This window comes from Arthrobacter sp. MDT2-3 (assembly GCF_059090465.1).
On sequence record NZ_JBNHFS010000003.1, the window covers coordinates 407072 to 430120 of the forward strand.

Consider the following 23049-nt stretch of genomic DNA (forward strand, 5'->3'; position numbering starts at 1 on the left):
GAGACATCATCATGAGTTCCAACCTTCGCAGGGGGATGCTCGGCACCCTCTTTGCCGGCGGGCTACTGGCCTTCGGCTGCACCGCGGCGAACGCCGCGGACATCACCAGCGGATCGGATCTTTCCGCATCTGCCCTCATCTCGGCGGCGGCGTCCGCTGACACGGCGTCGTTGGGCCTGCTGGGTGGCCCAACGCCGTCGGAGTCCACGGGCGTCGCCGCCGTAGTCGACCTCGGCCTCGGCCTCGGCAACGCCGTTACAGCCGAAACCGCCCCAACCACGACCGATCTCGCAGTCGCGGCAGATGTGGTGGTCGAGCTCGGGAACGCAACCGGCCAGACCAGCAGCCCCGACCTCGCCGCGGCAGCCGCCGTAGACCTCGGTCTCGGCAACGCCGTTACAGCCGAAACCGCCCCAAGCACGACCGATCTCGCGGTCGCGGCAGATGTGGTGGTGGACCTCGGGACAGTCGCAGGGGACGGCACCACCGGCGTACCCAACGCAGCTGTGGATGCAATCGTGGACGTCAACCTCGGCGGCACCAACGGCACCGGCACCGGCACCACCACCGGCGTACCCAACGCAGCTGTGGATGCAATCGTGGACGTCAACCTCGGCGGCACCAACGGCACCGGCACCACCACCGGCGTACCCAACGCAGCTGTGGATGCAATCGTGGACGTCAACCTCGGCGGCACCAACGGCACCGGCACCACCAACGGCGGACTCGACGCCGCCGCGGACGCAGCAATCGGCATCGGCACCGGCGCCACCGGCGTACCCAGCGCAGCTGTGGATACAGTCGTGGTCGTCAACCTCGGCGGCACCAACGGCACCGGCACCAACGGCGGACTCGACGCAGCTGTGGATGCAATCGTGGACGTCAACCTCGGCGGCACCAACGGCACCGATAACAGCACCAACGGCGGACTCGACGCCGCCGCGGACGCAGCAATCGGTATCGGCACCGGCACCACCACCGGCGGACTCGACGCCCTGGTAGACGCCGCCGTCGGCATCAACCTCGGCGGCACCAACGGAACCGACGGCACCACCGGCGGACTCGATGCCGGCGTGGACGCAGCAATCGGTATCGGCACCGGCAGTACCGGTAGCACGGGTGGACTGGCTGCAGTCGTTGACTTGGGGCTGGACCTGGGCCTCGGGCTGGGCAGTGGCGGCAATGGCGCGGAAAACCCGGGCACAGGAAACCCGGGAACCGGGACCCCGGGTGACGGCAACACGGGAGGCACCGGCACCGTTGACCCCGGGACTAACGCTCCGGGCACGAACACACCCGGCACCGACAATGGCACCGACAATGGCACCGGAAACGGCACTACGGGTTCGAACAACGGTTCTGACACCGGCACGGCAGGTGCCGGCGGCTTCTCTGCGGCCCCGGCAGGTTCCACCGCAGTTGGCGGTGCCATCGCCGTCGACACCACCCCTCGCAGCACCCCTGCGCAGGGTGGTGCAGGCGAGGGTGCCAACGCCCTGGCCAAGACGGGCGTGGACGTTTCCCTGGTCCCGCTGGCCCTGCTGCTTCTGGTGGCAGGAATCCTCCTGATGCTCCGCAAGCGCAAGGTGTCCTAGGACAACCAAGGTTTGCTGACAGTACCTGCACCATGCGCCTGAAGCGGCAGCAGCAAGCAGGCTAAGCGGAAGGAGGACCCCGCAAAACACAAAACGCAACCACACAAATTAACGCAAACATGTCATCAGCACGCATGTCCTTGTGGCCGGTGGTCCGGCGGCGAAAAGTTGCAAGGTTCGCCGCCGGACCGTCGGCGTGTCACAGAACGGAAGCCGAGGCCAATCGTCCGTTTACTCCACCGCCCGTATAATTTGTTGTACGACAGTGCCGCAGCGCACCGGGAGGAACGGGTCATGGTGGCGGAATCGCCTAGCTCCATCAAGAATGAAGTGGTCGGCGGACGTTATCGGTTGGGTGAGGTTATTGGCCGCGGTGGAATGTCGTCCGTTTACTGTGCCCGGGACGAGAATCTGGGCCGCGACGTTGCCCTGAAGCTCTTTGCCCCGCAGGCACCGGACGCCGACGAATTGAAGCGGCAGGAAGCGGAGATCCAGCTGCTGGCGACGCTGAACCATCCGGGCCTGGTGACGCTGTTCGACGCCGGGATTGACACCCGCGTCCCCGATGAGCCGAGACCATTCCTCACCATGGAGCTCGTGGACGGGCAGGACCTGCGCACCAGGATCCGGCACAGCCGTGTCCCGCTTGAGGAACTCGCAGTGATTGGTGCAGGTATCGCCGATGCCCTGGCTTATGTTCATGGTCTTGGGATCATCCACCGGGACATCAAGCCGGCGAACATCCTGCTGGTACAGATCCGCCCCGGCGAGCCACTGCGCCCGAAGCTCACGGACTTCGGCATTGCCCGTATCGCGGACTCGACCCGGCTGACGGCTACGGGAACCATGGTTGGTACTGCCGCCTATCTCAGCCCTGAACAGGCCCTGGGCCAGCCCCTGTCTTCGGCTTCAGACATCTACTCCTTTGGCCTTGTACTGCTTGAATGCATCAAGGGCACTATCGAGTATCCCGGCGGCGCTGTGGAATCTGCCGTGGCCCGCCTTCATCGTGCTCCGGAGATTCCAGAGGACCTGCCGTCTGAATGGGCTGACCTGATCCGCTCCATGACGGCCATCGAACCGCTGGAGCGTCCCGCCGCCGCGGACATCGAAACCTCCCTCAGGCAGGCATTGGTTTCGCCGGCGTCAACGCCGGGAGAACTCGTTCCGGAGACCACGAGGGTCCTGCCGGCAATGCCGTTCCACCCGCCTTCCATCACTGCTGAGGAATCGGTGGATGAACTGCGCGAGGCGGCAGGACCAGTGGCTGATGCTTCACCGGTTGCCCCTGAGCACGGGACCAAGGGCCGACCGCCCGGGAAGGAGCGGCCCACAGGGTCCCGGCGCAGGCGCCTTTGGCTGGCAGTGCTTCTCGCGGTGGTGCTGATAGCTGCCGCCACAGCGGCCGTGCTGGCGAGCCTGTCCACCCAGTCCACGCCCGACGTCGTGCCTTACCCAACGGTGACCGGCATCCTTGGCGACCACCTCGAGGAACTCCAAAAGAGCGTGGAGCCGTGAGGTTGACCCTGAGGCACACCCCGAGTGACAGGCAGAAGCGGGTTGTGATCTGGACGGCGGCCGTACTTATGGTCGGGTTGCTGGCTGGCTGCGCTCCCAGCGACCCAGGCCTGCAGCCCGCCACTGCGCGTCAGCTCCAGGCGCGGGTCCTGGAAGTGAGCGAGGCGTCCTCGCGGAATGATCCCGCCACAGCCATGAAAGCCCTCGAAGGTCTTGAAGCGGAGCTGGCCGCGGCACAGGGCAAGGGTCAGATTTCCGAGGAGCGGCGCCAGACCATCACGACCATCGCAGCGGCCGTCCGCGCCGACCTGGAACAAGCTATCGCGGCGGCCGCGAAGGCAGCAGAAGACGCGAAAACCGCAGCGGACCAAGCGCCCGCCGAGACGCTGGCACCATCCACCGGGACGCCGGCACCAGCTCCCGAGCCCGCTCCGGCCCCCGCGCCCGCCTCCGCCTCCGTATCCGAGTCCGGAAATGATGACGATAAGAGGGACAACGAGGGCAAAGGGAAAGGCAAAGACTAAACTCTGGCCATCAACGTACGACGGCGATCGCTTGAGCAGCGAGCGACGCCGACGTTCCAGCCCCCAAGCAAGGAGGCGGCGCCCCAGGAATTAACCCGGGGCGCCGCCTCCTTCGCGTTGCCTGGCCAGCTGCGGCCGCAGCCCTCCCCTAGCTCAGGGTGGCCAGAACCTTGTTCAGCGTCGCGGACGGGCGCATCACGGCGGAAGCCTTGGCGTCGTCCGGGTTGTAGTAGCCCCCAATGTCCACCGGCGAGCCCTGTACCTCGGCCAGCTCGCCCACAATCGTCTCCTCCTTGGAGGAGAGCTCCCCGGCGATGGAACTGAACGAGGCGGCCAGTTCGGCGTCGTCTGCCTGCTTGGCCAGTTCCTCTGCCCAGTAGCGGGCCAGGAAGTAGTGGCTACCACGGTTGTCCAGCTCACCGGCACGGCGGCTGGGCGACTTGTTTTCCAGCAGGAAGGTGCCGGTGGCCCGGTCCAGGGTATCGGCGAGGACCTGGGCGCGGGCGTTGCCCGTGGTGGTGGCCAGGTGCTCGAAGCTGACGGCCAGGGCCAGGAACTCACCCAGGCTGTCCCAGCGCAGGTGGTTTTCCTTGAGCAGCTGCTGGACGTGCTTCGGGGCGGAACCGCCGGCGCCGGTCTCGAACAGCCCGCCGCCGTTCATCAGCGGAACAACCGAGAGCATCTTGGCGCTGGTGCCCAGCTCCAGGATGGGGAACAGGTCCGTGAGGTAGTCGCGGAGGACGTTGCCGGACACGGAGATGGTGTCCTCGCCCTTGCGAATACGGTCCAGGGTAAAGGCGATGGCCTTCACCGGGGACATGATCCGGATGTCCAGGCCCTCGGTGTCGTGGTCCTTCAGGTACTCGTTGACCTTGGCGATGAGGTTGGCGTCGTGGGCGCGTTCCTCGTCCAGCCAGAACACGGCGGGGGTCTGGGACGCCCGGGCACGGGTCACGGCCAGCTTGACCCAGTCGCGGATGGGCAGGTCCTTGGTCTGGCAGGCACGCCAGATGTCGCCCTCGGATACCTGGTGTTCGATCAGGACGTTGCCGGAGCCGTCCACGATCTGGACGGTGCCGGCTTCCTGGAGTTCGAAGGTCTTGTCGTGGCTGCCGTATTCCTCGGCCGCCTGCGCCATAAGGCCCACGTTCGGCACAGTTCCCATGGTGGTGGGGTCGTAGGCGCCGTTGGCGCGGCAATCATCGATGACCACCTGGTAGATGCCGGCGTAGGAGCTGTCGGGCAGCACAGCCAGGGTGTCAGCTTCCTTGCCGTCCGGGCCCCACATGTGGCCTGAGCTGCGGATCATGGCGGGCATGGACGCATCCACGATGACGTCGCTGGGAACGTTCAGGGTGGTGATGCCCTTGTCCGAGTCCACCATGGCCAGGGCGGGACCCTCGTCGAGGCCCTTCTTGATAAGGTTCTGCACGCCTTCGCGCACGTCCTCCGGCAGGTCTTCGAGGCTGCTCAGGATGGCGGCAAGACCGTTGTTGGGGCTGATGCCGGCGGCGGCGAGCTGCTTGCCGTAGGTCTCGAAGAGCTCCGAGAAGTAGGCCTTGACCACGTGGCCGAAGATGATGGGGTCAGAGACCTTCATCATGGTGGCCTTGAGGTGGGCCGAGAACAGAACGCCTTCTTCCTTGGCGCGGGCAACCTGTGCCTTCAGGAACTCGTCCAGGGCTCCCGCGCGCATCACGGTGCCGTCGATGACCTCGCCGGCCAGCACGGGGAAGGCCTTCTTCAGGACCTTCACGGAGCCGTCCTCGCGGACCAGCTGGATGGCGATGGTGCCCTCTGACTCGATAACAACCGACTTCTCGTTGGAGCGGAAGTCGTCCTGGCCCATGGTGGCGACGTTGGTCTTTGAATCGGCGGTCCAGGCGCCCATGGAGTGCGGGTTCTGGCGTGCGTAGTTTTTAACGGACAGGGGTGCGCGGCGGTCCGAGTTGCCTTCACGCAGGACCGGGTTCACGGCGGAGCCCTTGATCTTGTCGTAGCGGGAGCGGACTGCCGTCTCCTCGTCCGAGGAGGGGTTGTCCGGGTAGTCCGGCAGCGCGTAGCCCTGGCCCTGCAGCTCTGCAATGGCGGCCTTCAGCTGCGGGATGGAGGCACTGATGTTGGGCAGCTTGATGATGTTGGCTTCCGGCGTCTTCGCCAGTTCACCGAGTTCAGCGAGGGCGTCACCGATCTGCTGCTCGGGGGTCAGGTAGTCACCGAAAACGGCGATGATGCGGCCGGCGAGCGAAATGTCGCGGGTCTCCACCTCCACACCTGCTGTCGAGGCGAACGCCTCGATGATTGGCAGGAACGAATAGGTAGCCAGCATCGGCGCTTCGTCGGTGTGGGTGTAGATAATCTTGGACATGCGCGGGCGTCTCCCTGTGGGTCGGCTTGGTTGTGAAAATTCGGTCTATTTCACCATCTACAACTTACCCGAGGACGCCGGTTTGAACCCTACTGAGGCGTCAGGATTACCCTGCCGGTGGGCAGGATTACAGCGATGGAGAACGCTCGACGGCGTCACGCGTGCGGGAGCCGCGCCATGCCGTCGAATTCTCGTGTCAAGGCAGGCGCAGGGCCCTCCCGGGCCGCTACATGATACGTCACTACTATTTACAAACGTGTCATATCCATATACATTCGGGACGTCACTTCCGGCCCTATCCCCGGGGCAACCGTTAGACAGGACAACAATGACACGCACCAGGCCTCTGGCTACCGGTCTTCTGAGCCTCTCAGCCGCAGCCGTTCTGGCACTCACCGCAGCCGGCGGAGTGGCCGCTGCACCGGCCGATTCCGGGGACAAAAAGTACCCGTCTGTAGTCAGTGAAGTCCTGGACGGCACAGGGGTTGCGGAATACTGGACGTCCGAGCGCATGCGCAGTGCCATTCCCGGGGACGTCCTGGCGGACAAGGCCTTGGAGAGGGGCAACCGCGCGAGCGCGCTGCTTGTGGAAAAGGGCAAGAAGAGCGAGGCCAAGGCAGCCAAGGGGAAGCCGATCATCGCCCAAAGCGAAGCCCCCGTCAAGCACGTCGGCAAGGTCTTCTTCACGCTCGGCCGCACCAACTATGTCTGCTCGGGCAACGCCGTCGCCTCCGGCAACGAAAGCACAGTGGCCACAGCCGGGCACTGCCTCAACGAGGGACCCGGCGAATTCGCCACTAACTTCCTTTTCGTGCCAGCCTACGAAAACGGCACCGCCCCCTACGGAGAGTGGACCGCCACATCATTGCACGCACCCACGCAGTGGAGCTCCAAAGGTGACATGGCCTATGACACCGGCTTCGCCGTGATGGGCCCCAATGACAGCGGCCAGACGCTGACCGACGTCGTTGGCGGATCCGGAGTGCTCTTCAACCAGCCGTACGGCCTGAACTACAAGGCGTTTGGCTACCCCGCCGGATCACCGTTCGACGGCCAGACCCTCAAGAGCTGCACCGGAACTGCCGGAAGCGACAAGCGCAATCCCCAGTTTGGTTCGCAGGGTATTCCGTGCGATATGACAGGCGGATCCTCCGGTGGCCCCTGGTTCATCCAGACGAGCACGGATACCGGTGCAACCGGATACCAGAACTCAATCAACAGCTACGGCTATAACAAAGGCTCAGCTGTCATGTACGGCCCCTATTGGGGCTTCGTCATCAAGGAGGCCTACGACTTTGCCTCAACACGCTGAGGAAACTCCAGCCGGCGGGGATTCCGTCAGCCACAGCGATGTCACTCAGTCCCGCGAGGAGATCCTCGAGTACTGGACACAGCAGCGCATGGCGGAAGCCAGGCCCCGGGAGCTCCGGCTTCCGCAGGAGGGTGCGGACTCCGGCACCACTGACCAGGACTAACGAAGGCTGCAGATAACGACGGCGCCTGTCCCCTAAGCAGGGGACAGGCGCCGTCGTTCGTTTTGCTGGGCCCACGCCGCCAGGGTTCCCTGGCAGTGGAGCCGCCCGGCGAGGGCCCCGGCCCGGAGCTTGCGAGGGCTGGGAGCCGATGCGGACTTGCGAGGTTAGGGAGCCGGTTGGGCCCACGCCGGCAGGGTTCCCTGGCAGTGGAGCCGCCCGGCGAGGGCCCCGGCCCGGAGCTTGCGAGGGCTGGGAGCCGGTGTGGACTTGCGAGGTTAGGGAGCCGGTGGGGATTAGTGGAAGAAGTGCCGCGCTCCGGTGAAGTACATGGTGACGCCAGCCGCATTCGCTGCCGCAATGACTTCCTCATCCCGCACGGAACCGCCGGGCTGGACCACCGCGCGGACACCGGCGTCGACCAGGATCTGCAGGCCGTCCGCGAACGGGAAGAAGGCGTCGGAAGCTGCCACTGCACCGCGGGCGCGCTGGGGCGCCCCGCTCGCGTCGGCGTTCGAGGCACCGCCGGGGGCATCGCCCCCACTAGCACCGTCGGACTCCACCTTCACGCCAAGCGTGTTGGCCCGTTCCACCGCCAGCCGGCAGGAATCGAGGCGGTTGACCTGGCCCATGCCAATGCCCACGGCGGCGCCGTCCTGGGCAAGGAGGATGGCGTTGGACTTTGCCGCGCGGCAGGCGGTCCAGGCGAAGGCCAAGTCCGCGAGAGTCTTTTCGTCAGCCGCTTCGCCGGCAGCGAGGGTCCAGTTGGCTGGGTTGTCACCGTCGGCATCAACCTTGTCGCTGACCTGGACCAGGACGCCGCCGGATACCTGGCGGATCTCCGACGGGTAGCGGCCGTAGCCCTCGGGCAGGGCGAGAAGCCGGATGTTCTTCTTTTTGGACAGGATCTCCACGGCCTCAGGTTCGAAGCCCGGGGCGATGACAACTTCAGTGAAGATGTCCTTGACGGTGTTTGCCATGCCCGCGGTCACGGTGCGGTTGGCTGCGATGACGCCACCAAACGCGGAGACGGGATCGCAGGCGTGGGCCTTGGCATGGGCGTCGGCGATGGGATCGGCGGCGTCCGCGGATCCCACGGCTACGCCGCAGGGGTTGGCGTGCTTGATGATGGCAACGGCAGGTTCGCTGAAGTCGTAGGCGGCGCGAAGGGCGGCGTCGGCGTCCACGAAGTTGTTGTAGCTCATGGCCTTGCCGTGCAGCTGGTCAGCCTGCGCGATGCCGGCCGGAGCGGCCTTGTCCACGTAGAGGGCTGCCTGCTGGTGCGGGTTCTCGCCGTAGCGAAGCACCTCGGAGCGTTCCAGCGAGAGGCCGGCATAGGCGGGCCAGTCGATGACGCCGTCGCCGTCTTCATCCAGGAACTGGCTCGCGGTCCACGTTGCCACGGCGTTGTCGTAGGACGCCGTGTGGGCGAAGGCCTTGGCGGCCAGACGCCGTCGGGTGTTCAGGTCAAAGCCGCCCTCGGCGGCTGCGGTGACCACCTGGCCGTAGAAGGAAGGATCCACCACAATGGCGACGGCGGCATGGTTCTTCGCGGCGGAGCGCACCATGGCGGGGCCACCGATGTCGATCTGTTCGACGACGTCGTCCTGCGCAGCACCGGACTTGACGGTTTCCACGAACGGGTAGAGGTTCACCACCACCAGATCGAAAGGTTCGATCTCCATCTTGGTGAGCGTCTCCATATGCGCCGGGACCCGGCGGTCGGCAAGGATGCCGCCGTGAACCCGCGGGTGCAGGGTCTTGACGCGGCCGTCCAGCATTTCCGGGGAACCGGTGACTTCCTCGACTTCCTGTACAGGGATGCCGGCGGCGGCGATCTTCTTGGCCGTGGAACCGGTGGATACCAGCTTCACTCCTGCTGCATGCAGGCCCTGGGCGAGCTCCTCCAGACCGGTCTTGTCGTACACCGAGATCAAGGCCCGGCGGATGGGAACACGGTCAATGGTTACGCGCTCATGCTGCGTGAAGCTCACAAATGTCTCCGTCTTATGTCGCGGAACAGTGCCGCGGTTGGTGGGGATAGGGCCAGTTTATCGCGAAGTGCAGCTGGCCCCCGGTGCAGGCGGAAGTGTGAAGGTCAGCGGGCCCGGCTAGAGTTCTTTCAGGAGGCTGCGATGAATACTTACACCACTGTGCCGAGCGGCGAGCAGGTGGTCCAGGAACTGCCCTGGCGATGGAAAGTCCAGGGCAGGATCTTTTTGATCGGCGGCCTTGGTTTTATGTTTGATGCCTGGGACGTGACCCTGAACGGCATACTCATTCCGCTGCTGTCCACGCACTGGGCCCTTACCCCGGGTGAAGTAGCCTGGGTGGGCACGTCAAACCTCATCGGGATGGCCCTTGGCGCTTTTATCTGGGGCACCATTGCGGACACCATCGGACGCAAGAAAGCGTTCACGGCCACGCTGCTGATCTTCTCCCTCTTCACCGTGCTCGGGGCCTTCTCCCCCGACTTCATCTGGTTCTGTGTGTTCCGGTTTATGGCGGGCTTCGGCCTGGGCGGCTGTATCCCCGTGGATTACGCCCTGGTAGGTGAGTTCACTCCCCGCAAGCAGCGCGGCAGGGTTCTCACCGCGATGGATGGCTGGTGGCCGGTGGGGGCAGCCCTGGCAGGTTTTGTGTCCGCCGGGCTGGTGGCCGTGTACGGAGACTGGCGGCTAACCATGCTGGTGATGGTCTTGCCGGCGCTGCTGGTGTTCTGGGTCCGCCGGAGCGTCCCGGAGTCCCCGCTGTTCCTGATCCGCAAGGGCCGGCGCGAGGAAGCGGCCAAAGTCATTGATGGCCTGGTGGCAGCAACGGGGGCGGAAGCCCGCGCCTACAGCCTGCCCGACGCGAAGGAAGTGCCTCGCCTGTCCGCCGGCAGCGCCTGGCATCAGCTGCGCCTGGTATGGGAGTTCAACTGGAAGATCACGGCCGCGGCCTGGTCCCTGTTCTTCTCGATCCTGCTTGTCTACTACCTGTCCCTGACCTGGATGCCGCGGATCCTGATTGGTGCCGGCTTTGCCGAGTACAAGGCGTTCGTCACCACCGCGTCCATGGCCGCCGTTGGGCTGTTGGGCGTTGTTGTGGCGGCCCTTCTGGTGGAGCGGCTGGGCCGCAAATGGATCCTTGCCGTCACCGGACCGTTGTCAGCCCTGACTCTGGTGATCGTGGCGATTGTGGTGGACATCCCCACGGCGGCCGTGTTCTGGCTCCTGGTGTTCGGGTTTGTGGTCCAGGTGGCCATCCCGGTGCTGTACGCCTACGTGTCAGAGTTGTACCCCACCGAGCTGCGCGGAACCGGCTTCGGGTGGGCATCCACGTTCTCCCGCCTCGGTGCAGGCTTCGGGCCGCTGATCTTCGCGAACTACTTCTGGCCCGAGCTGGGCTTGGCAACGTCCTTCGCCCTGGCCGGCGGGCTGGTGCTGATCGCCGTGCTGTGGATGGCGTTCTTCTCCCCCGAAACCAAGCAGCGCCGCCTCGAGTAGCCCGCCCGGTTCGCTCAACGCACGACGGCGCCCCTCAGCTTTGTTGCTGAGGGGCGCCGTCGGTGTGTGGCTGTCAGGAACTACTGGATGCAGGTGACGTAAACCGTCATCGTCCCCGGATTCTGTCGCGTAACGGTCCAGCCCGTGGGCGTCGTCCCACTCATCACCGGCAGGCTAGACAGCACACCGTTGTTGCCGCCCGCAATCAGGCTGTAGCCGCCCGAGACTGCGGTCTTGCCTCCGGTGCACGACGCCGTCACCGAAGGGCCGGGTCCGGTCGCCGTGACCACAGAAACACTCGTCGAAGCGGCCGCACCGGTTGCCCCGGTGGCGCCGGTGGCCCCGGCAGGACCCGCCGGTCCGACGGCGCCGTCTGCGCCCGTTGCACCGGTTTCGCCCTGCGGGCCCGTTGCACCGGTTTCGCCCTGCGGGCCCGTTGCACCGGTTTCGCCCTGCGGGCCCGTTGCACCGGTTTCGCCCTGGATCCCCTGGGCCCCGGTCTCTCCGGTGTCGCCCTTCTCGCCCTGGGCCCCGGTCTCTCCGGTGTCGCCCTTCTCGCCCTGGACCCCGGTCTCTCCGGTGGCGCCGGTTTCGCCCTGGGCCCCGGTCTCTCCGGTGTCGCCCTTCTCGCCCTGGACCCCCTGGGTGCCCTGGGCCCCGGTCTCTCCGGTGGCGCCCCTCTCGCCCGTGGCACCGGTGTCGCCCTTGTCACCTTTCTCGCCCTGGATCCCTTGGATGTTCCAGGAGATTGCGGTCTCCTTCTTGAGGTCGCAGGAGGCCCCGGCGGCAAGGACGCGCAGTTGTCCGCCATTGCTGTTGTTGTAGCAGCCCTTGATCTCGCTGGCAGACGCCGTCGACGACGCGAAGGCGGCAGTTACGGCCCCGGTTCCGAGGAGGAGCACACCAGTGAGACAAAGGACTTTCGGACTGGTCTTAGCAAGGTTGAATCGAGACATTGGAGCCCCCAGAGTTAAAAGAACGGATGTGATGGCGTCAGATTATGGCCTGCACCACTCCTGGAACCAGCGATATAGCGCTAGCTGTATACCTGTCTTTTCCCCGTTGCTACCCGTCTTTTTGCCCCAGTACTCGCTTTTGGGGACCGACTACTTGGTTTTCGCCCGGAAAGCCGCCGCTCAGGTCGCCCGACTGACTGGCAGCGATTTGTGAGCTATTTGGGGGACTTTACAGTGGCGGCGAGCGTGGCCAGGGTGGACACCAGGAGCCGGCGTTCCACCACCTTGATGCGCTCGTGCAGGGTTTCCTCGGTGTCGGACTCCTCGATGGCGACGGCCTCCTGGGCGATGATGGGCCCGGTGTCCACGCCGGCGTCGGCCCAGTGCACGGTGCAGCCGGTGACCTTCACGCCGTACGCCATCGCGTCCCGCACGCCGTGGGCGCCCGGGAAGGCCGGGAGCAGTGCAGGATGGGTGTTGAGGTATTTGCCGTTGAAGGCGTCAATAAACTCAGGGCTGACAATCCGCATGAAACCGGAGGAGACCACCACATCCGGTTCGAATGCCGCCACGGCCTCGGTCAGCGCAGCATTCCACTCTGCCCGGTCCGGGTAGGCCTTGAAGTCGACCACAAACGTGGGAATCCCTGCTGCTGCGGACCGTTCCACCCCGAAGGTACCCGGCCGGTCGGCCCCCACTGCGGCGATTTCAACGTCCAGTTCCCCTGCTTGAACCGCGTCTATAACTGCCTGAAGATTGGACCCGGTTCCGGAAACGAGGACTACGATGCGCATGGCACAAGCTTATGGGCAGGCTCGCGTAGGCTGGAAAACATGAACAGCACACCGGAACCGGCGGGGCGGCAGCGCACAAGACAGCCGCTCAGCGAGGCAGCAAAGGCCTCGCTCGGCAAAACCCACACCCTGTTCCGGATCTTCGTGGTGACGGTGCTGGGCGCCTTCTTTGTTTACCAGCTGGACGTCAGCTACCTCTGGCTCACCGCAGTCCTCACAGCAGCCAGCATTGCCCTCGGTGTGGTGCTGCTCGTCCGGGCCGCCCGGCTGAAGGAGTCCCGCCTTGTCCTCATCGGCACCATTTCGGGGCTGGTGGTGTCAGCGATCATGGTGCTGCTGATCCTGGTCACAGCACTGTTCTTCAATGAAGTGCGCGAGTACCAGGCGTGTGTTGGCCGGGCGCTGACGGACCAGGCACAGTCGGCATGCCGGGTGCAGCTGGAGGGATCGCTGCCCTCGCAGCTCCCCTAGAGCCGGCCCCTCCCCTGCGGGCGGCCGCTCCCGAAACTACCGGACCAGTTCGGCGTCTGCTTCCTTTGCCGCCTGCTCCCGTTCCAGCCATGGCCCCGCTGCGTAGCCAATCACGACGCCGGTGCCCACCTCCGCCGCCACCCAGACTCCCGTCCAGAACGGGTCGGGACCGATGTCCGTGAGGCGCCCGATTCCTGCCGAGCCCCGTGCCAGCCACGCCAGACCGGCGGTCAGGAGCCCTGCAGCCAGCCCGCACAGCACGCCCAGCACCAGCGTTGACACGGTAGCTGTGAACCAGCGTGCGCGGACCTTGATGGCAAGCCACTCGTCGAAATGGTTTTCCCCTTCCCGGAGGAACCACCAGCCCGCCAGCACCCCGGCTAGAACCGGAACGATCAGGGCAACGAAGGCGTAATCCAGGGGTCCGGACGGGATGGCAGCCAGCACCGGAATGGAAGGCAGCGGGCCGACAGCAGTGCCGAGCGGGCCCGCGTGGGAACCGAGGCCCATCGCAAAGCCGGAGCCGGATGACCAGGCCAACGCAAAGACGACCAGGTTGGGCAGGAACCCCAGTTGCGCAACGGTGAGGGCGGCACCTCCCACCGCGCCCGCGTCGAGCGCTTCATAAACCGCAACCACCACGTTCCAGTGGATGAACAGGTCTACAGCCAGCAGCAACGCGGCCAGCGCCAGTGCTGACAGCACCGCCACAAAACCGGCTGTCGCGGCGGAGGCGAGGTAGGACCCTGCCCAGCGCGAATGCTGGCTCGTGCGGGAAATCCAGTCCACGGCGTCGACGCCGATCAGCCGGCTCCAGGACCCTGCCTCACGGCGGGCGCCGATCACCATGCCGAGGGCATAGGGGATGAGCGGGATGAACATCGCGTGCCAGGGATTAATGGCGACGTCGGGCGTGCGGCAGATGAAGCCTGTTGCAGCTCCGAAGGCGGAATACACCAGCCAGGAACCGAGGAGTGCTTGCCACAGCTGGTCCGTGTAGGAGGCCCGGGCCAGCCGGCGCCCGGCGCGCCAGGCGAGCAGGAACGGGATCATGGTCAAGCCAAGCGGAAAGAGCGTGAGCAGCCCGGAGCCGGAGTTGGCGGCGTCGGGCCCGACAGCAATGAGTTCCAGTGGCACCCCGTGGACCAGCAGCCAGGACTGCCCGGCCAGGCGCGCAAGAAAATCAGCGGCACCGTCCTGGAATCCGGCCGTAGCCCAGACCGCAATGATCGGAGCAAGCACCACCAGTGCCGAGATGATGGCTGCCTGGGCCGTTTCGAGGGCACCCTGCAGCCACAAGGGCATGGGAAGGCCACGGTCTCCGGTCTGATCAGCGCGCAGTTTCATCGTTTTCCATGGTGTCACGGCGGCGCCGCCCGGCCCGGGACCGACAGGCGCCAACCCGGAGCCATACCTTCGATGAGTCTTGCACCGGCGCTTTTCACCTGCGGCCGCCGTAAAATTTAACCGTCCACAATTAGTGGTTGGAGGCAAGTATGACTACCGCATCCCACCATGCACACGGAGTTCACTTTGGACGGGCAGACGTCCAGAACGTGGGCATGGGTGTGGGAATTGTTCTTATGCTGGTGGGAGTCCTGGGCTTCATCCCCGGCGTCACCACACAATACAGCGAACTGATGTTCCTCGGACCGGCTTCGCACGCGATGTTCCTTGGGCTGTTCCAGGTGTCCATGCTGCTGAACATTGTGCAACTGGCCATCGGCGCCACCGGCTGGGCTATGTCCCGCACAGAACATGGAGCCCGGAACTTCCTCCTGGGAGCAGGCGCGCTGTACATCGTCCTGGCTATCTTCGGGCTCATTGTCGGAGTGGATTCAGCGGCGAATTTCCTGTCGCTGAACATGATGGACAACTGGACGCACCTGGTGCTGGGCATCGTGATGATTGTTGCTGGCTGGCTGTTCTCGCGGAATACAACCGCGGACAGGACATAACCCGGAATCCGTAAACCCGGGAAACAGGAGCCGCGAATGAGAGAAGAACCCTAAGTTCTGAAGATATTCGTCCTACTGGCTGGTGCAGTCGCCGCTTTCAGTGCGGCTGCACCAGCATCTCCGCGGCCGGCTTGCACCAGCAGCAGGCCGGCCCGGCAAAATGAGAAAGTTCCGCATGCACAACGACGCCGGGAGCCCCCAAGTGGACTCCCGGCGTCGGTCGCTGTGCGGGTGCGTCAGCGCCGGTCCGTTCAACGGCGCTTCAACAGAAGGCCAGCGGCATGTGTCAGCGGCGCTGGCCGCGGTCGATGCCGTCGCCGTCGGCCTCGATGTGTTCCTTGCGGACTTCCTCGTTGACCGTCACGTTTTCCTGGACAACGTCCTTGTCCAGGCGTACGCGTTCCACCGGAACCGCTTCCTTCTGCACCACGGGGCGTTCCTCATGCAGGATCACCTCGTGTTCTTCTTCACTGATGTCCGGGCCATCAAGGGCGGCGCCGCGGTTGGCGTCGGTGATGGGCTCCCGCTCCAGGCGGACCTCTTCACGCTGCACGGGTACCGTCTTGGTGACATTTTCCGTGGTGACGTACTTGCGGAGCCTGGCCCGGCCGGCAGCTTCACGCTCGGTGCCGACGCGAAGCTGTTCCTCGGAGCGGGTCATGGCGTCATCGGTGGTCGGACCAGAGGTATCGTGGCCCACGGTGTCGCGGTCAGAAGCGTAGCCCGCGGTGCCGGTGCCGGATGCGTAGCCGGCGGTACCGGCATTGGGGGTGCCGGCGTTCAGGTCGGCGTCGCCCTGCAGGTCTACATCGCCGCGCGTGTCATAATCCCCGGCGTCACCGCGGGTATCGGAGTACGTGCGCGCGCCGCGGTCGTAGTAGGTGTACAGGCGGTCCTCTTCCTCAGGCGTGAGGTGTCCGTCGACGTCGACTCGCGGGGCGTCCTTGACGTGGTCCTTGCTGTACGGCACCACCAGGTCGTCGCCCTGGGTGTGGGCGCCCTCAACGGGGACAAAGGACTGGGACGTGCCAAAAAGGCCCGTTTTGACGGTAACCCACGTGGGCTCACCTGTGTCGTCGTCTGCGTACAGCTGACCAATCGAGCCGATCTTCTCGCCATCGGAACCGACGACGTTGCCGCCCTTGTTGAGCAGGCTTTCAATATTTTCCCGGTTGAGCATGACGTCTCCTTGGATGTGTCGTTGCGCTGGGCATTAGCTAGCAATTGGATGTCCCGGCACCGGTTGAACCGGCACTCGGCCTCCGCCCCCTCTGCTGAAGGCTCTCCGCTAGCTCCCCCATACCGTAAGCATGCTTAGCATCAAAAGGGAAGTCTACTTAGTAATTTTTCTCATGCCGGATCCCCGGAACATGCGTTGACGAGCCACTTTGTCCGGAAAAAATTTTGCCTCTAGAGGAGGGACACGTGCCGGTGCTCGACGCCCAGAAGGGAGGCGGCAGCCTTGATGTCGGCAGCCCGGCGGCCAAGGCACAAGGCCCAGTGGTGGCCGGTTCCGGTCTGGCTCCACCGGTCGACCCAGAGGCCGGGGTCGCCACCAAAATCCACGCGCGAAGTGGTGTTGCCAATGGCCAGCAGCGGGCCCGGCACCACTGTCCCTTCCGACGTCACGAAGACGTAGCTGCCGTCGGGGTCCTGGCCAAGACCCAGAGTGGTGACCGGTCCGGGCTGGACGTCGAACTCCACTGAAACTCCCCAACCGCGCTTGCCGTGATAGACGCCAAGGCCGCGCAAAAGTGGATCTTTGGAAGAGACGGCCAGGTGGGCCGGGCCGTCATGCCCCATCTCCACCACGTTGTCGAAAAAGTTCAGCGCCTGGATTTCCGTAAACGAACCGCCGGCGCCGATGGCCTGGGCAGCAAGCATGGCGATTGAAGTCCGCAGCTCGTACTCCCCCGCCATGGGAATGCCGCGCGCCGTAAGGATGGAGGAGCCCAGGATCATCCCGGCGCCCAGCCGCTCGTGCTGTTCTCCTGCCAGCCCGCGGTGGTAGTACGCCACCGAGTCCAGGTCGAAGTCCTCCACCAACCGGTCCAGGCCCACGGAAACCCTGGCGCCCCAGGCGAAGTCGTCGTCGTTGACCGACTCATCGAGCACAAACAGCTCCCGCGCCAGGTCAAGCCGTTCGGACACCTCGGCGTCGGTGACAGCCTTCACGCGCTCACGCAGGTCATCGAACTCGAGCACTTCAACGTGGGAACCGAATGTAGTGGAAACCGTGGTCAGGTCGGTAGCGACGTCCAGCATGCCCGGATAGAGGTGGCCCATCAGGCCGTGCCGCGCGTTCCGGAGCCTCGCGCGAACACCGGCGGCGTGCACCCACTGTTCAATCCGTTCCCAGGCGGATTCCTGCTTCAAATGCCCGGAGACGGACCGGAAGTCGATTCCCGCCCGGCGGAAGACGTTCGCTACCTCCGGGACCGGGCATTGGCCGCAGTAGGCGAGCCAGGCGCCCGTATCGAAGTTCGCGTGGTCCATCGCTTCCGTGGGCTGGAGGTCGACCACCAGTACCGGACTTCCGGAGCGCTGGGCCACCGGCAGAACCATCGAGGAAGTCAGGTAGGTGGCGAGGAAGATGACGATCAGGTCGCAGTCAGCCTGGCGAAGCTTTTCCCCTGCCGTAACGGCCTGGGTGGCATCGGAGATGAAGCCTGCGTCCACCACCTCCGCGTCCAGCTCCTTGAAGCGCGCCGTGACGTAGCGGGCTGACTCCTCCAGCTGCGGCAGGAGCCCGGGGAACTGGGGCCAGTAGGCTCCCAGTCCTCCCGAGACCAGTCCGATCCGCGTGGCCCGCCGCCGATGGGGCTCCAGTAAGGCAGCAACGTTCTTATTGGTGGGCGGCATAACAACCTTCGATTCCGCTGGCTGAGAGCAGCGCGGGGCACGGAAGACCGGGCGGCTGGAGGAGCCCGCCCGGGCTGCGCACCAACACGCTAGAAGTTGTACTGGTCGATGTTCTGTGCGTTGAAGACGGTTGGCGGACCAACAATGACCACGCCGCCTTCTTCGATGGTCCGGTCCCCCAACTCCCCTGCAGTGAACGTGTCACCGGGAGCGCCGGTGATCTTTCCCTCCACAAGTGCCTTACCGGCGAACGCAGCGACGTATCCGAGCTGGGCGGGATCCCAGAGGGCGAACTCCTTTACGGTGCCGTCCTTGACGAACGGCCGCATCTCGTTGGGCAATCCCAGTCCGGTCAGCGCAACCTTGCCCTTGTAGGCCGAGGTGGAGAGGTACCGGGCGGTCGCGGCGATACCCACTGTTGTGGGCGAAATGATGCCCTTCAGGTTCGGGTGCGCCTGCAGCAGGCCCTGGGCTTCCTGGAACGACTTGGTGTCATCGTCGTCGCCGTAGACCTTCGCCACCAGCTTGATGTCCTTGTAGGCCGGGTTCGACGCCAGGTCCTCCTCCATGAACTTGATCCATTCGTTCTGGTTGGTGGCGTTTGCCGTGGCGGACAGGATGGCGATCTCACCCGAACCGCCGATCTGGTCCGCGATCAGCTTCGTCTGGATCAGGGCCACTTCCTTGGCCACCACCTGGCTGATGAACACATCACGGCAGTCTGGGTTGGCGTCCGAGTCGAAAGCAACGATCTTGGCACCGGCGGAACGGGCCTCGCCCAAAGCCGTGCAGACGGCGTCGGGATCGTTGGCGGCGATGACGATGACGTTGGTCCCCGCCTGGGTTTCGGCGTTGATGAATGAGACCTGGCTGGACGCCGACGCTTCGAGGGGGCCAACCACCTGGGAGGAGGCGAACCCGGCTTCCTGGGCGCCGTCCTTTCCGCCGCCGAGGACAACGTCGGTGTAGGGGTTGTTCAGCTGTTTGGGGATAAACGTGATTTTCTGTTCTTCAACGGCGGCGGAGGTCTCGCCCGTTGTTCCCGTTCCGCCGCTGCACGCCGTCAGGGCCAGCGCCGAGGCTGCCGTGATGGCCACCAGTGGAGCGAAGTGTGCGCGCCTGCCGGTGCTTTTTCGGTTCAACATCATTGTTTTTCCTTTTCCCTTGGGTGGTCGGTTTAGGCTGCGCTCCGGTTGAAGCTCTGCCGGACCCGCCGGGTGTGCCGCCATTCCCGGACGGCAGCGCCGATGCTGGGTGCCACCACCGAAAAAATGAGCAGCAGGCCAGTCACGGTAATGAGGACGACGTCGGACACCCTCCCCAGGCGCAGGGCATAGTTCAGGCTGCCGATCAGCAGCACGCCGGCAACCACACCCGGAATGGTGCCCTTGCCGCCGAAGATCGAAACACCGCCGAGGAGCACAGCAGCAATGACGGCCAACTCCAGGCCGGAGGCGTTATCGCTCCGGGCACTGGTGTAGCGCAGCGTCCAGTAGATGCCGGCCAAGGCTGACACCGCGCCGGAGGCCACATAGAGCCAGAATTTGCTCCGCGCCACGTTGATGCCCACGAAGTTGGCTGCCTCCTTGCTGTAGCCCATCGCGTACAGCCCGCGGCCAAAAGGCGTGAAATGAAGCAGCACGCCGAAGAACACCATGATGAGTACGACGCCGATCATCACCGTGGGGATGCCGGTGCCGCCAAGCTTGGAGGTAAAGAAGGCCGTCAGCGGCTTGGGGAAGTTGGCTACCGCGTTGTCCCCGATGACCACCAGGGCAAGGCCCCGGAAAAGGGCCAGTGTTCCGATGGTGACCGCCAACGAGGGCAAGCCAAGGACAGCAATGAGGAAGCCGTTGAACATGCCGGCCCCTATTCCCGCCAGCAGGCAAAGGGCCAGCACCAGCCAGATGTCCAGCCCGGCCGCCCAGAGCACGCCCATCAACGCGCTGGTCAACCCGGCGATGCTCGCCACCGACAGGTCGATTTCTCCGGTGACGATGATGAGCGTCATTGGCATCGCTATCAGCAGGACGGGGATGACGTCCAGGAGCAGGAAGCCCGTAGTCACCGGTGAAGCAAAGCGCGGGATGGCGATAGCGGCGTACATCAGGAACGCCAGCAGGACGTAGATGGTGATGGCGTCACGGCTGGCCAGGATGCGGGCAGCACCCGTTTTTCCTTTTGGCTCCGTGGCCAGCGGCTTGGTGCTGTCGGCGACCGGCACGGCTGTGGGAGTGCTGCTGGGAGTGGTGGTCTCAGACATTCCGGGCCTCGCTTATCCGCAGTTTCCGGGCCGTCCGCAGGCTGGCCAGGCGGTCGATGACGATGGCCGTCAGGATCAGGATGCCCACGATGGCCTGCTGCCAGAACTTGTCCACCCGAAGAGCGGTCAGGGAACTGGTGATGGTGGTCAGGAGCAGGGCTCCGAGGGCTGCACCGGCCACCGTCCCGCTGCCGCCGAAGATCGCCACTCCGCCTACCACCGCCGCAGCCACCACGTCGAGTTCCATCCCGGTCCCGGTGGTGGCGCCGACTGAGTTGAAGCGGCTGGCGTAGAGCACTCCGGCCAGGCCGGCGAGGGCTCCGTTGGCGAGGAAGGCAAGGAACACGCGTTTGGACACTTTGATGCCCAGGACCTTCGCCGCTTCCGGGTCCGATCCGATGGCATACAGGTCCCGGCCGGGGCGGGTGCCCGCCATATAGACCGCAACCGCCGCGACCACCGCAATGGCCAGCAGGGTGATGATGGGGAAGCCCAGAACCGTGTCCACGGACAGCGCGCCGAATGCCTCCGGCCGGTCCCCGGCGAAGTACTGCTTGCCGCCGGCCCACGCGTTGTTCAGTCCGCGGAACACGTAGAGGGTGCCCAGGGTGATGACCAGCGCCGGCACCTTGGCCACAGTGACCAGGAACCCGTTCACCATTCCGAGCACGGCGCCGAAGGCCATGCCAACGAGCAGGACCGCAAGGATGGGAAGGTCAGGCATTGCGGCGAAAATCGAGCCGGTGCCGAAGGCAACCAGCCCCAGCATGGAGCCGACGGACAGATCGATGTTCCGCGTGATGATGAGCAGGGTTTGCCCGGCCGCAAGGATAACGATGATGGTGGCGTTGAGGAGCAGGTCCTTGACTCCCTGCGGTGACAGGAACAGCGGATTGTTGAGGAAGGTGATGAGCACCAGCAGTGCCAGTGCAATCAGGACGGGAAGTTCACGCAGGCGCAGCAGCGAACCGAACCCACCGCTGCCGCCGCCGGCGCGGGCCGCCGTCGTGCTTTTTTCCCCGTGTCTCAGGGTGGAACTCATTCCATAACTCCTGTCGAGGAGGTGGCCGCGTGCATCACGGATTCCGGATCCGCATCCGCCCTGTCCAGCTGGGCGGTAATGCGGCCCTCGCGCATCACGAGGACACGGTCTGCCATGCCCAGGACCTCGGGGAGCTCGGAGGAGATCATCAGGATGGCGATGCCACGGCCGGCCAGGTCGGAGATAAGGCGGTGGACCTCACTCTTGGTGCCCACGTCGATGCCGCGGGTGGGTTCGTCGATGATGAGCAGCTTCGGGTCGGTGGCCAGCCACTTGGCCAGCACCACCTTTTGCTGGTTGCCGCCGGAGAGCGTGGATACGGCGTGCTCCTGGGAGCCGGCCTTCACCTGCAGCCGTTTGCTCCACTCCTTCGCGGCAGCACGCTCCTTGCCGCCGTTGATGAGCCCGGCGGTCACGAATTTGTTCCGCAGAGTGAGCGTTACGTTCCGCGCCACCGACAAGTTCATCACCAGGCCCTGCTTGCGCCGGTCCTCCGGCACAAAGCCCAGGCCGGCGGCGATGGCGGCCTGCGGGCTCCGGGCCTTCAGTGGCTTTCCCTCCACCGAGACCTGTCCCGAATCGTAGGGGTCGATGCCAAACACGGCCCGGGCAACCTCGGTCCGGCCTGCACCCACCAGGCCGGCGAGGGCAACGATTTCACCGGCCCGGACGTCGAAGCTGATGTCACGGAAAACTCCGGACCTGCTGAGCCCGTCAACCTTGAGGACGGTGTGCCCGATGTCCGCCTCGGCCTTGGGGAAGAGGGTTCCGATGTCCCGGCCCACCATTTCCCGCACGATCTTTTCCACGGTGACCTCGGCGGTCCGGTGGGTTGCAATGTAGCGTCCGTCCCGCATCACCGTGATCCGGTCGCAGAGATCGAACACCTCATCGAAGCGGTGGGAAATGAACAGGATTCCGGTCCCTTTGTCCCGCAAGGCGCGGGCTACGGCAAAGAGCCGCTCCACTTCCACACCGCTGAGCGCGGCAGTGGGCTCGTCCATGACCAGCACCCTGGCGTCCAGCGAAATGGCCTTGGCGATCTCGATGATCTGCTGGTCCGCGATGGAAAGCCCCTCCGCCGCGCGGGACGGATCAATGGGGACTCCCAGCCGGCCGAACAGTTCACTGGCCTGCCGCCGCATCTCCGCACGGCTGATCAGCCGCGACCGCCCCTTGGGCTGCCGGCCGATGAAGATGTTTTCTGCCACTGTGAGGTCCGGGAACAGGGTGGGTTCCTGGTAGATCACGGAAATGCCGGCAGCCTTGCTCTCTGCCACACTGCGAAAGTGGACAGGCTCGCCGCTGAGCCGGAAATCCCCGGAGTCGGGGTGATAAAGGCCGGCGAGGATTTTCACGAGGGTAGACTTGCCGGCGCCGTTCTCCCCCACCAGCGCGTGGATCTCCCCGGCGCGGATCTCAACCGTGCCGTCTGCCAGGGCCACCACCGGGCCAAAGGTCTTGGCAGCGCCGGTCAGTGAGAGCACCGGCTCGCCCTGCCTGGTGCCTTGACCGGGCTGCGGCATTTCACTGCGATCTTGCTGCATAAAGGAACCGCGTCTCTGAGGTTTATGCTTCGCCAATGAATCGTTTCACACCATTCACGTGATCTGAATCATAATTCCCGCTGAACAGCACGGTCAATAGAATTGGCGGGCGCCGGAGTATTCGTGATTGATCCGTGTTCAAAAGGTGCGGACCGGCGTCCTGATGTTTCCCAAACCTTTCCCCCGGCGTC

At 64.9% G+C, this 23049-nt stretch carries 19 protein-coding genes; 8 read left to right on the forward strand and 11 right to left on the reverse strand.

What is annotated here, in order from left to right; all coding sequences use genetic code 11:
- Positions 1–11 precede the first annotated feature (11 nt).
- The 3 genes from AC5RUQ_RS11830 (at position 12) to AC5RUQ_RS11840 (ending at position 3637) form a co-directional block, all read left to right on the forward strand.
- Positions 12–1595: a hypothetical protein gene (locus AC5RUQ_RS11830; RefSeq protein ID WP_493947505.1), complete on the forward strand. Its 1584-nt coding sequence runs from the start codon at positions 12–14 to the stop codon at positions 1593–1595.
- Between the two features lie 294 nt (positions 1596–1889).
- Entirely contained in the window at positions 1890–3113 is a 1224-nt protein-coding gene (locus tag AC5RUQ_RS11835; RefSeq protein WP_493947704.1) for a serine/threonine-protein kinase, read from the forward strand.
- On the forward strand, positions 3110–3637 hold the full coding sequence (locus tag AC5RUQ_RS11840) for an FIMAH domain-containing protein (RefSeq protein WP_493947506.1): 528 nt from the start codon (positions 3110–3112) through the stop codon (positions 3635–3637). Before AC5RUQ_RS11835 ends, AC5RUQ_RS11840 begins: the two co-directional genes overlap by 4 nt.
- A 148-nt stretch (positions 3638–3785) precedes the next feature.
- On the opposite strand, the gene AC5RUQ_RS11845 is transcribed toward AC5RUQ_RS11840, so the two are convergent.
- The gene (locus tag AC5RUQ_RS11845; RefSeq protein WP_493947507.1) at positions 3786–6005 is read right to left on the reverse strand and encodes an NADP-dependent isocitrate dehydrogenase; all 2220 of its coding nucleotides are present in this window, start codon (positions 6003–6005) and stop codon (positions 3786–3788) included.
- Positions 6006–6333: 328 nt separating this feature from the next.
- Between AC5RUQ_RS11845 and AC5RUQ_RS11850 the strand changes: the two genes are divergently transcribed.
- Both AC5RUQ_RS11850 and AC5RUQ_RS11855 read left to right on the forward strand, forming a co-directional pair.
- The gene (locus AC5RUQ_RS11850) at positions 6334–7317 is read left to right on the forward strand and encodes a trypsin-like serine peptidase (protein ID WP_493947508.1); all 984 of its coding nucleotides are present in this window, start codon (positions 6334–6336) and stop codon (positions 7315–7317) included.
- A complete protein-coding gene (locus AC5RUQ_RS11855; RefSeq protein ID WP_493947509.1) occupies positions 7301–7480 on the forward strand; it encodes a hypothetical protein in 180 nt (59 codons plus the stop codon). The genes AC5RUQ_RS11850 and AC5RUQ_RS11855 overlap by 17 nt, the downstream gene beginning before the upstream one ends.
- A gap of 293 nt (positions 7481–7773) precedes the next feature.
- Here the strand turns inward: AC5RUQ_RS11855 and purH are convergent, their stop codons facing one another.
- Positions 7774–9471: a bifunctional phosphoribosylaminoimidazolecarboxamide formyltransferase/IMP cyclohydrolase gene (gene purH / locus AC5RUQ_RS11860; RefSeq protein ID WP_493947510.1), complete on the reverse strand. Its 1698-nt coding sequence runs from the start codon at positions 9469–9471 to the stop codon at positions 7774–7776.
- Between the two features lie 141 nt (positions 9472–9612).
- Here purH and AC5RUQ_RS11865 point away from each other — a divergent pair, with 141 nt between their 5' ends.
- Positions 9613–10965, forward strand: coding sequence for an MFS transporter (locus AC5RUQ_RS11865; RefSeq protein ID WP_493947511.1), 1353 nt, complete (start codon positions 9613–9615; stop codon positions 10963–10965).
- Between the two features lie 80 nt (positions 10966–11045).
- Here the strand turns inward: AC5RUQ_RS11865 and AC5RUQ_RS11870 are convergent, their stop codons facing one another.
- Together AC5RUQ_RS11870 and purN are read right to left on the reverse strand one after the other, a co-directional pair.
- On the reverse strand, positions 11046–11867 hold the full coding sequence (locus AC5RUQ_RS11870; protein ID WP_493947512.1) for a hypothetical protein: 822 nt from the start codon (positions 11865–11867) through the stop codon (positions 11046–11048).
- Positions 11868–12136: 269 nt separating this feature from the next.
- The gene (gene purN / locus AC5RUQ_RS11875) at positions 12137–12715 is read right to left on the reverse strand and encodes a phosphoribosylglycinamide formyltransferase (protein ID WP_493947513.1); all 579 of its coding nucleotides are present in this window, start codon (positions 12713–12715) and stop codon (positions 12137–12139) included.
- 39 nt (positions 12716–12754) lie between these two features.
- Here purN and AC5RUQ_RS11880 point away from each other — a divergent pair, with 39 nt between their 5' ends.
- Complete coding sequence (locus tag AC5RUQ_RS11880) at positions 12755–13186, forward strand: hypothetical protein (RefSeq protein WP_493947514.1); 432 nt, start codon at positions 12755–12757, stop codon at positions 13184–13186.
- 36 nt (positions 13187–13222) lie between these two features.
- Here AC5RUQ_RS11880 and AC5RUQ_RS11885 read toward each other — a convergent pair whose 3' ends face one another.
- On the reverse strand, positions 13223–14533 hold the full coding sequence (locus tag AC5RUQ_RS11885) for a cell division protein PerM (protein WP_493947515.1): 1311 nt from the start codon (positions 14531–14533) through the stop codon (positions 13223–13225).
- A 149-nt stretch (positions 14534–14682) separates the two neighbouring features.
- Here AC5RUQ_RS11885 and AC5RUQ_RS11890 point away from each other — a divergent pair, with 149 nt between their 5' ends.
- Positions 14683–15144, forward strand: coding sequence for a DUF4383 domain-containing protein (locus AC5RUQ_RS11890; protein WP_163164196.1), 462 nt, complete (start codon positions 14683–14685; stop codon positions 15142–15144).
- A 286-nt stretch (positions 15145–15430) separates the two neighbouring features.
- Here the strand turns inward: AC5RUQ_RS11890 and AC5RUQ_RS11895 are convergent, their stop codons facing one another.
- From AC5RUQ_RS11895 to AC5RUQ_RS11920, 6 genes are all read right to left on the reverse strand, one after another.
- On the reverse strand, positions 15431–16324 hold the full coding sequence (locus AC5RUQ_RS11895; protein WP_493947516.1) for a DUF2382 domain-containing protein: 894 nt from the start codon (positions 16322–16324) through the stop codon (positions 15431–15433).
- Between the two features lie 230 nt (positions 16325–16554).
- Complete coding sequence (locus AC5RUQ_RS11900; RefSeq protein WP_493947517.1) at positions 16555–18006, reverse strand: arabinose isomerase; 1452 nt, start codon at positions 18004–18006, stop codon at positions 16555–16557.
- 89 nt (positions 18007–18095) lie between these two features.
- A complete protein-coding gene (gene rhaS / locus AC5RUQ_RS11905) occupies positions 18096–19154 on the reverse strand; it encodes a rhamnose ABC transporter substrate-binding protein (RefSeq protein ID WP_493947518.1) in 1059 nt (352 codons plus the stop codon).
- 29 nt (positions 19155–19183) lie between these two features.
- Complete coding sequence (locus AC5RUQ_RS11910; RefSeq protein WP_493947519.1) at positions 19184–20269, reverse strand: ABC transporter permease; 1086 nt, start codon at positions 20267–20269, stop codon at positions 19184–19186.
- Positions 20262–21311, reverse strand: a complete 1050-nt coding sequence (locus AC5RUQ_RS11915) for an ABC transporter permease (RefSeq protein WP_493947520.1) — start codon at positions 21309–21311, stop codon at positions 20262–20264. Before AC5RUQ_RS11915 ends, AC5RUQ_RS11910 begins: the two co-directional genes overlap by 8 nt.
- Positions 21308–22837 carry a sugar ABC transporter ATP-binding protein gene (locus AC5RUQ_RS11920; protein WP_493947521.1) on the reverse strand — a complete coding sequence of 510 codons (1530 nt, stop codon included), beginning with the start codon at positions 22835–22837 and terminating at the stop codon, positions 21308–21310. Before AC5RUQ_RS11920 ends, AC5RUQ_RS11915 begins: the two co-directional genes overlap by 4 nt.
- Positions 22838–23049 lie beyond the last annotated feature (212 nt).

Bases quoted from the DNA above. Each gene is read 5' to 3' on its own strand.
- AC5RUQ_RS11830 (WP_493947505.1), top strand. From the start codon at position 12: ATGAGTTCCAACCTTCGCAGGGGGATGCTCGGCACCCTCTTTGCCGGC.
- AC5RUQ_RS11835 (WP_493947704.1), top strand. From the start codon at position 1,890: ATGGTGGCGGAATCGCCTAGCTCCATCAAGAATGAAGTGGTCGGCGGA.
- AC5RUQ_RS11845 (WP_493947507.1), bottom strand. From the start codon at position 6,005: ATGTCCAAGATTATCTACACCCACACCGACGAAGCGCCGATGCTGGCT.
- AC5RUQ_RS11850 (WP_493947508.1), top strand. From the start codon at position 6,334: ATGACACGCACCAGGCCTCTGGCTACCGGTCTTCTGAGCCTCTCAGCC.
- AC5RUQ_RS11865 (WP_493947511.1), top strand. From the start codon at position 9,613: ATGAATACTTACACCACTGTGCCGAGCGGCGAGCAGGTGGTCCAGGAA.
- purN (WP_493947513.1), bottom strand. From the start codon at position 12,715: ATGCGCATCGTAGTCCTCGTTTCCGGAACCGGGTCCAATCTTCAGGCA.
- AC5RUQ_RS11880 (WP_493947514.1), top strand. From the start codon at position 12,755: ATGAACAGCACACCGGAACCGGCGGGGCGGCAGCGCACAAGACAGCCG.
- AC5RUQ_RS11885 (WP_493947515.1), bottom strand. From the start codon at position 14,533: ATGAAACTGCGCGCTGATCAGACCGGAGACCGTGGCCTTCCCATGCCC.
- AC5RUQ_RS11890 (WP_163164196.1), top strand. From the start codon at position 14,683: ATGACTACCGCATCCCACCATGCACACGGAGTTCACTTTGGACGGGCA.
- AC5RUQ_RS11895 (WP_493947516.1), bottom strand. From the start codon at position 16,324: ATGCTCAACCGGGAAAATATTGAAAGCCTGCTCAACAAGGGCGGCAAC.
- AC5RUQ_RS11900 (WP_493947517.1), bottom strand. From the start codon at position 18,006: ATGCCGCCCACCAATAAGAACGTTGCTGCCTTACTGGAGCCCCATCGG.
- rhaS (WP_493947518.1), bottom strand. From the start codon at position 19,154: ATGATGTTGAACCGAAAAAGCACCGGCAGGCGCGCACACTTCGCTCCA.
- AC5RUQ_RS11910 (WP_493947519.1), bottom strand. From the start codon at position 20,269: ATGTCTGAGACCACCACTCCCAGCAGCACTCCCACAGCCGTGCCGGTC.
- AC5RUQ_RS11915 (WP_493947520.1), bottom strand. From the start codon at position 21,311: ATGAGTTCCACCCTGAGACACGGGGAAAAAAGCACGACGGCGGCCCGC.
- AC5RUQ_RS11920 (WP_493947521.1), bottom strand. From the start codon at position 22,837: ATGCCGCAGCCCGGTCAAGGCACCAGGCAGGGCGAGCCGGTGCTCTCA.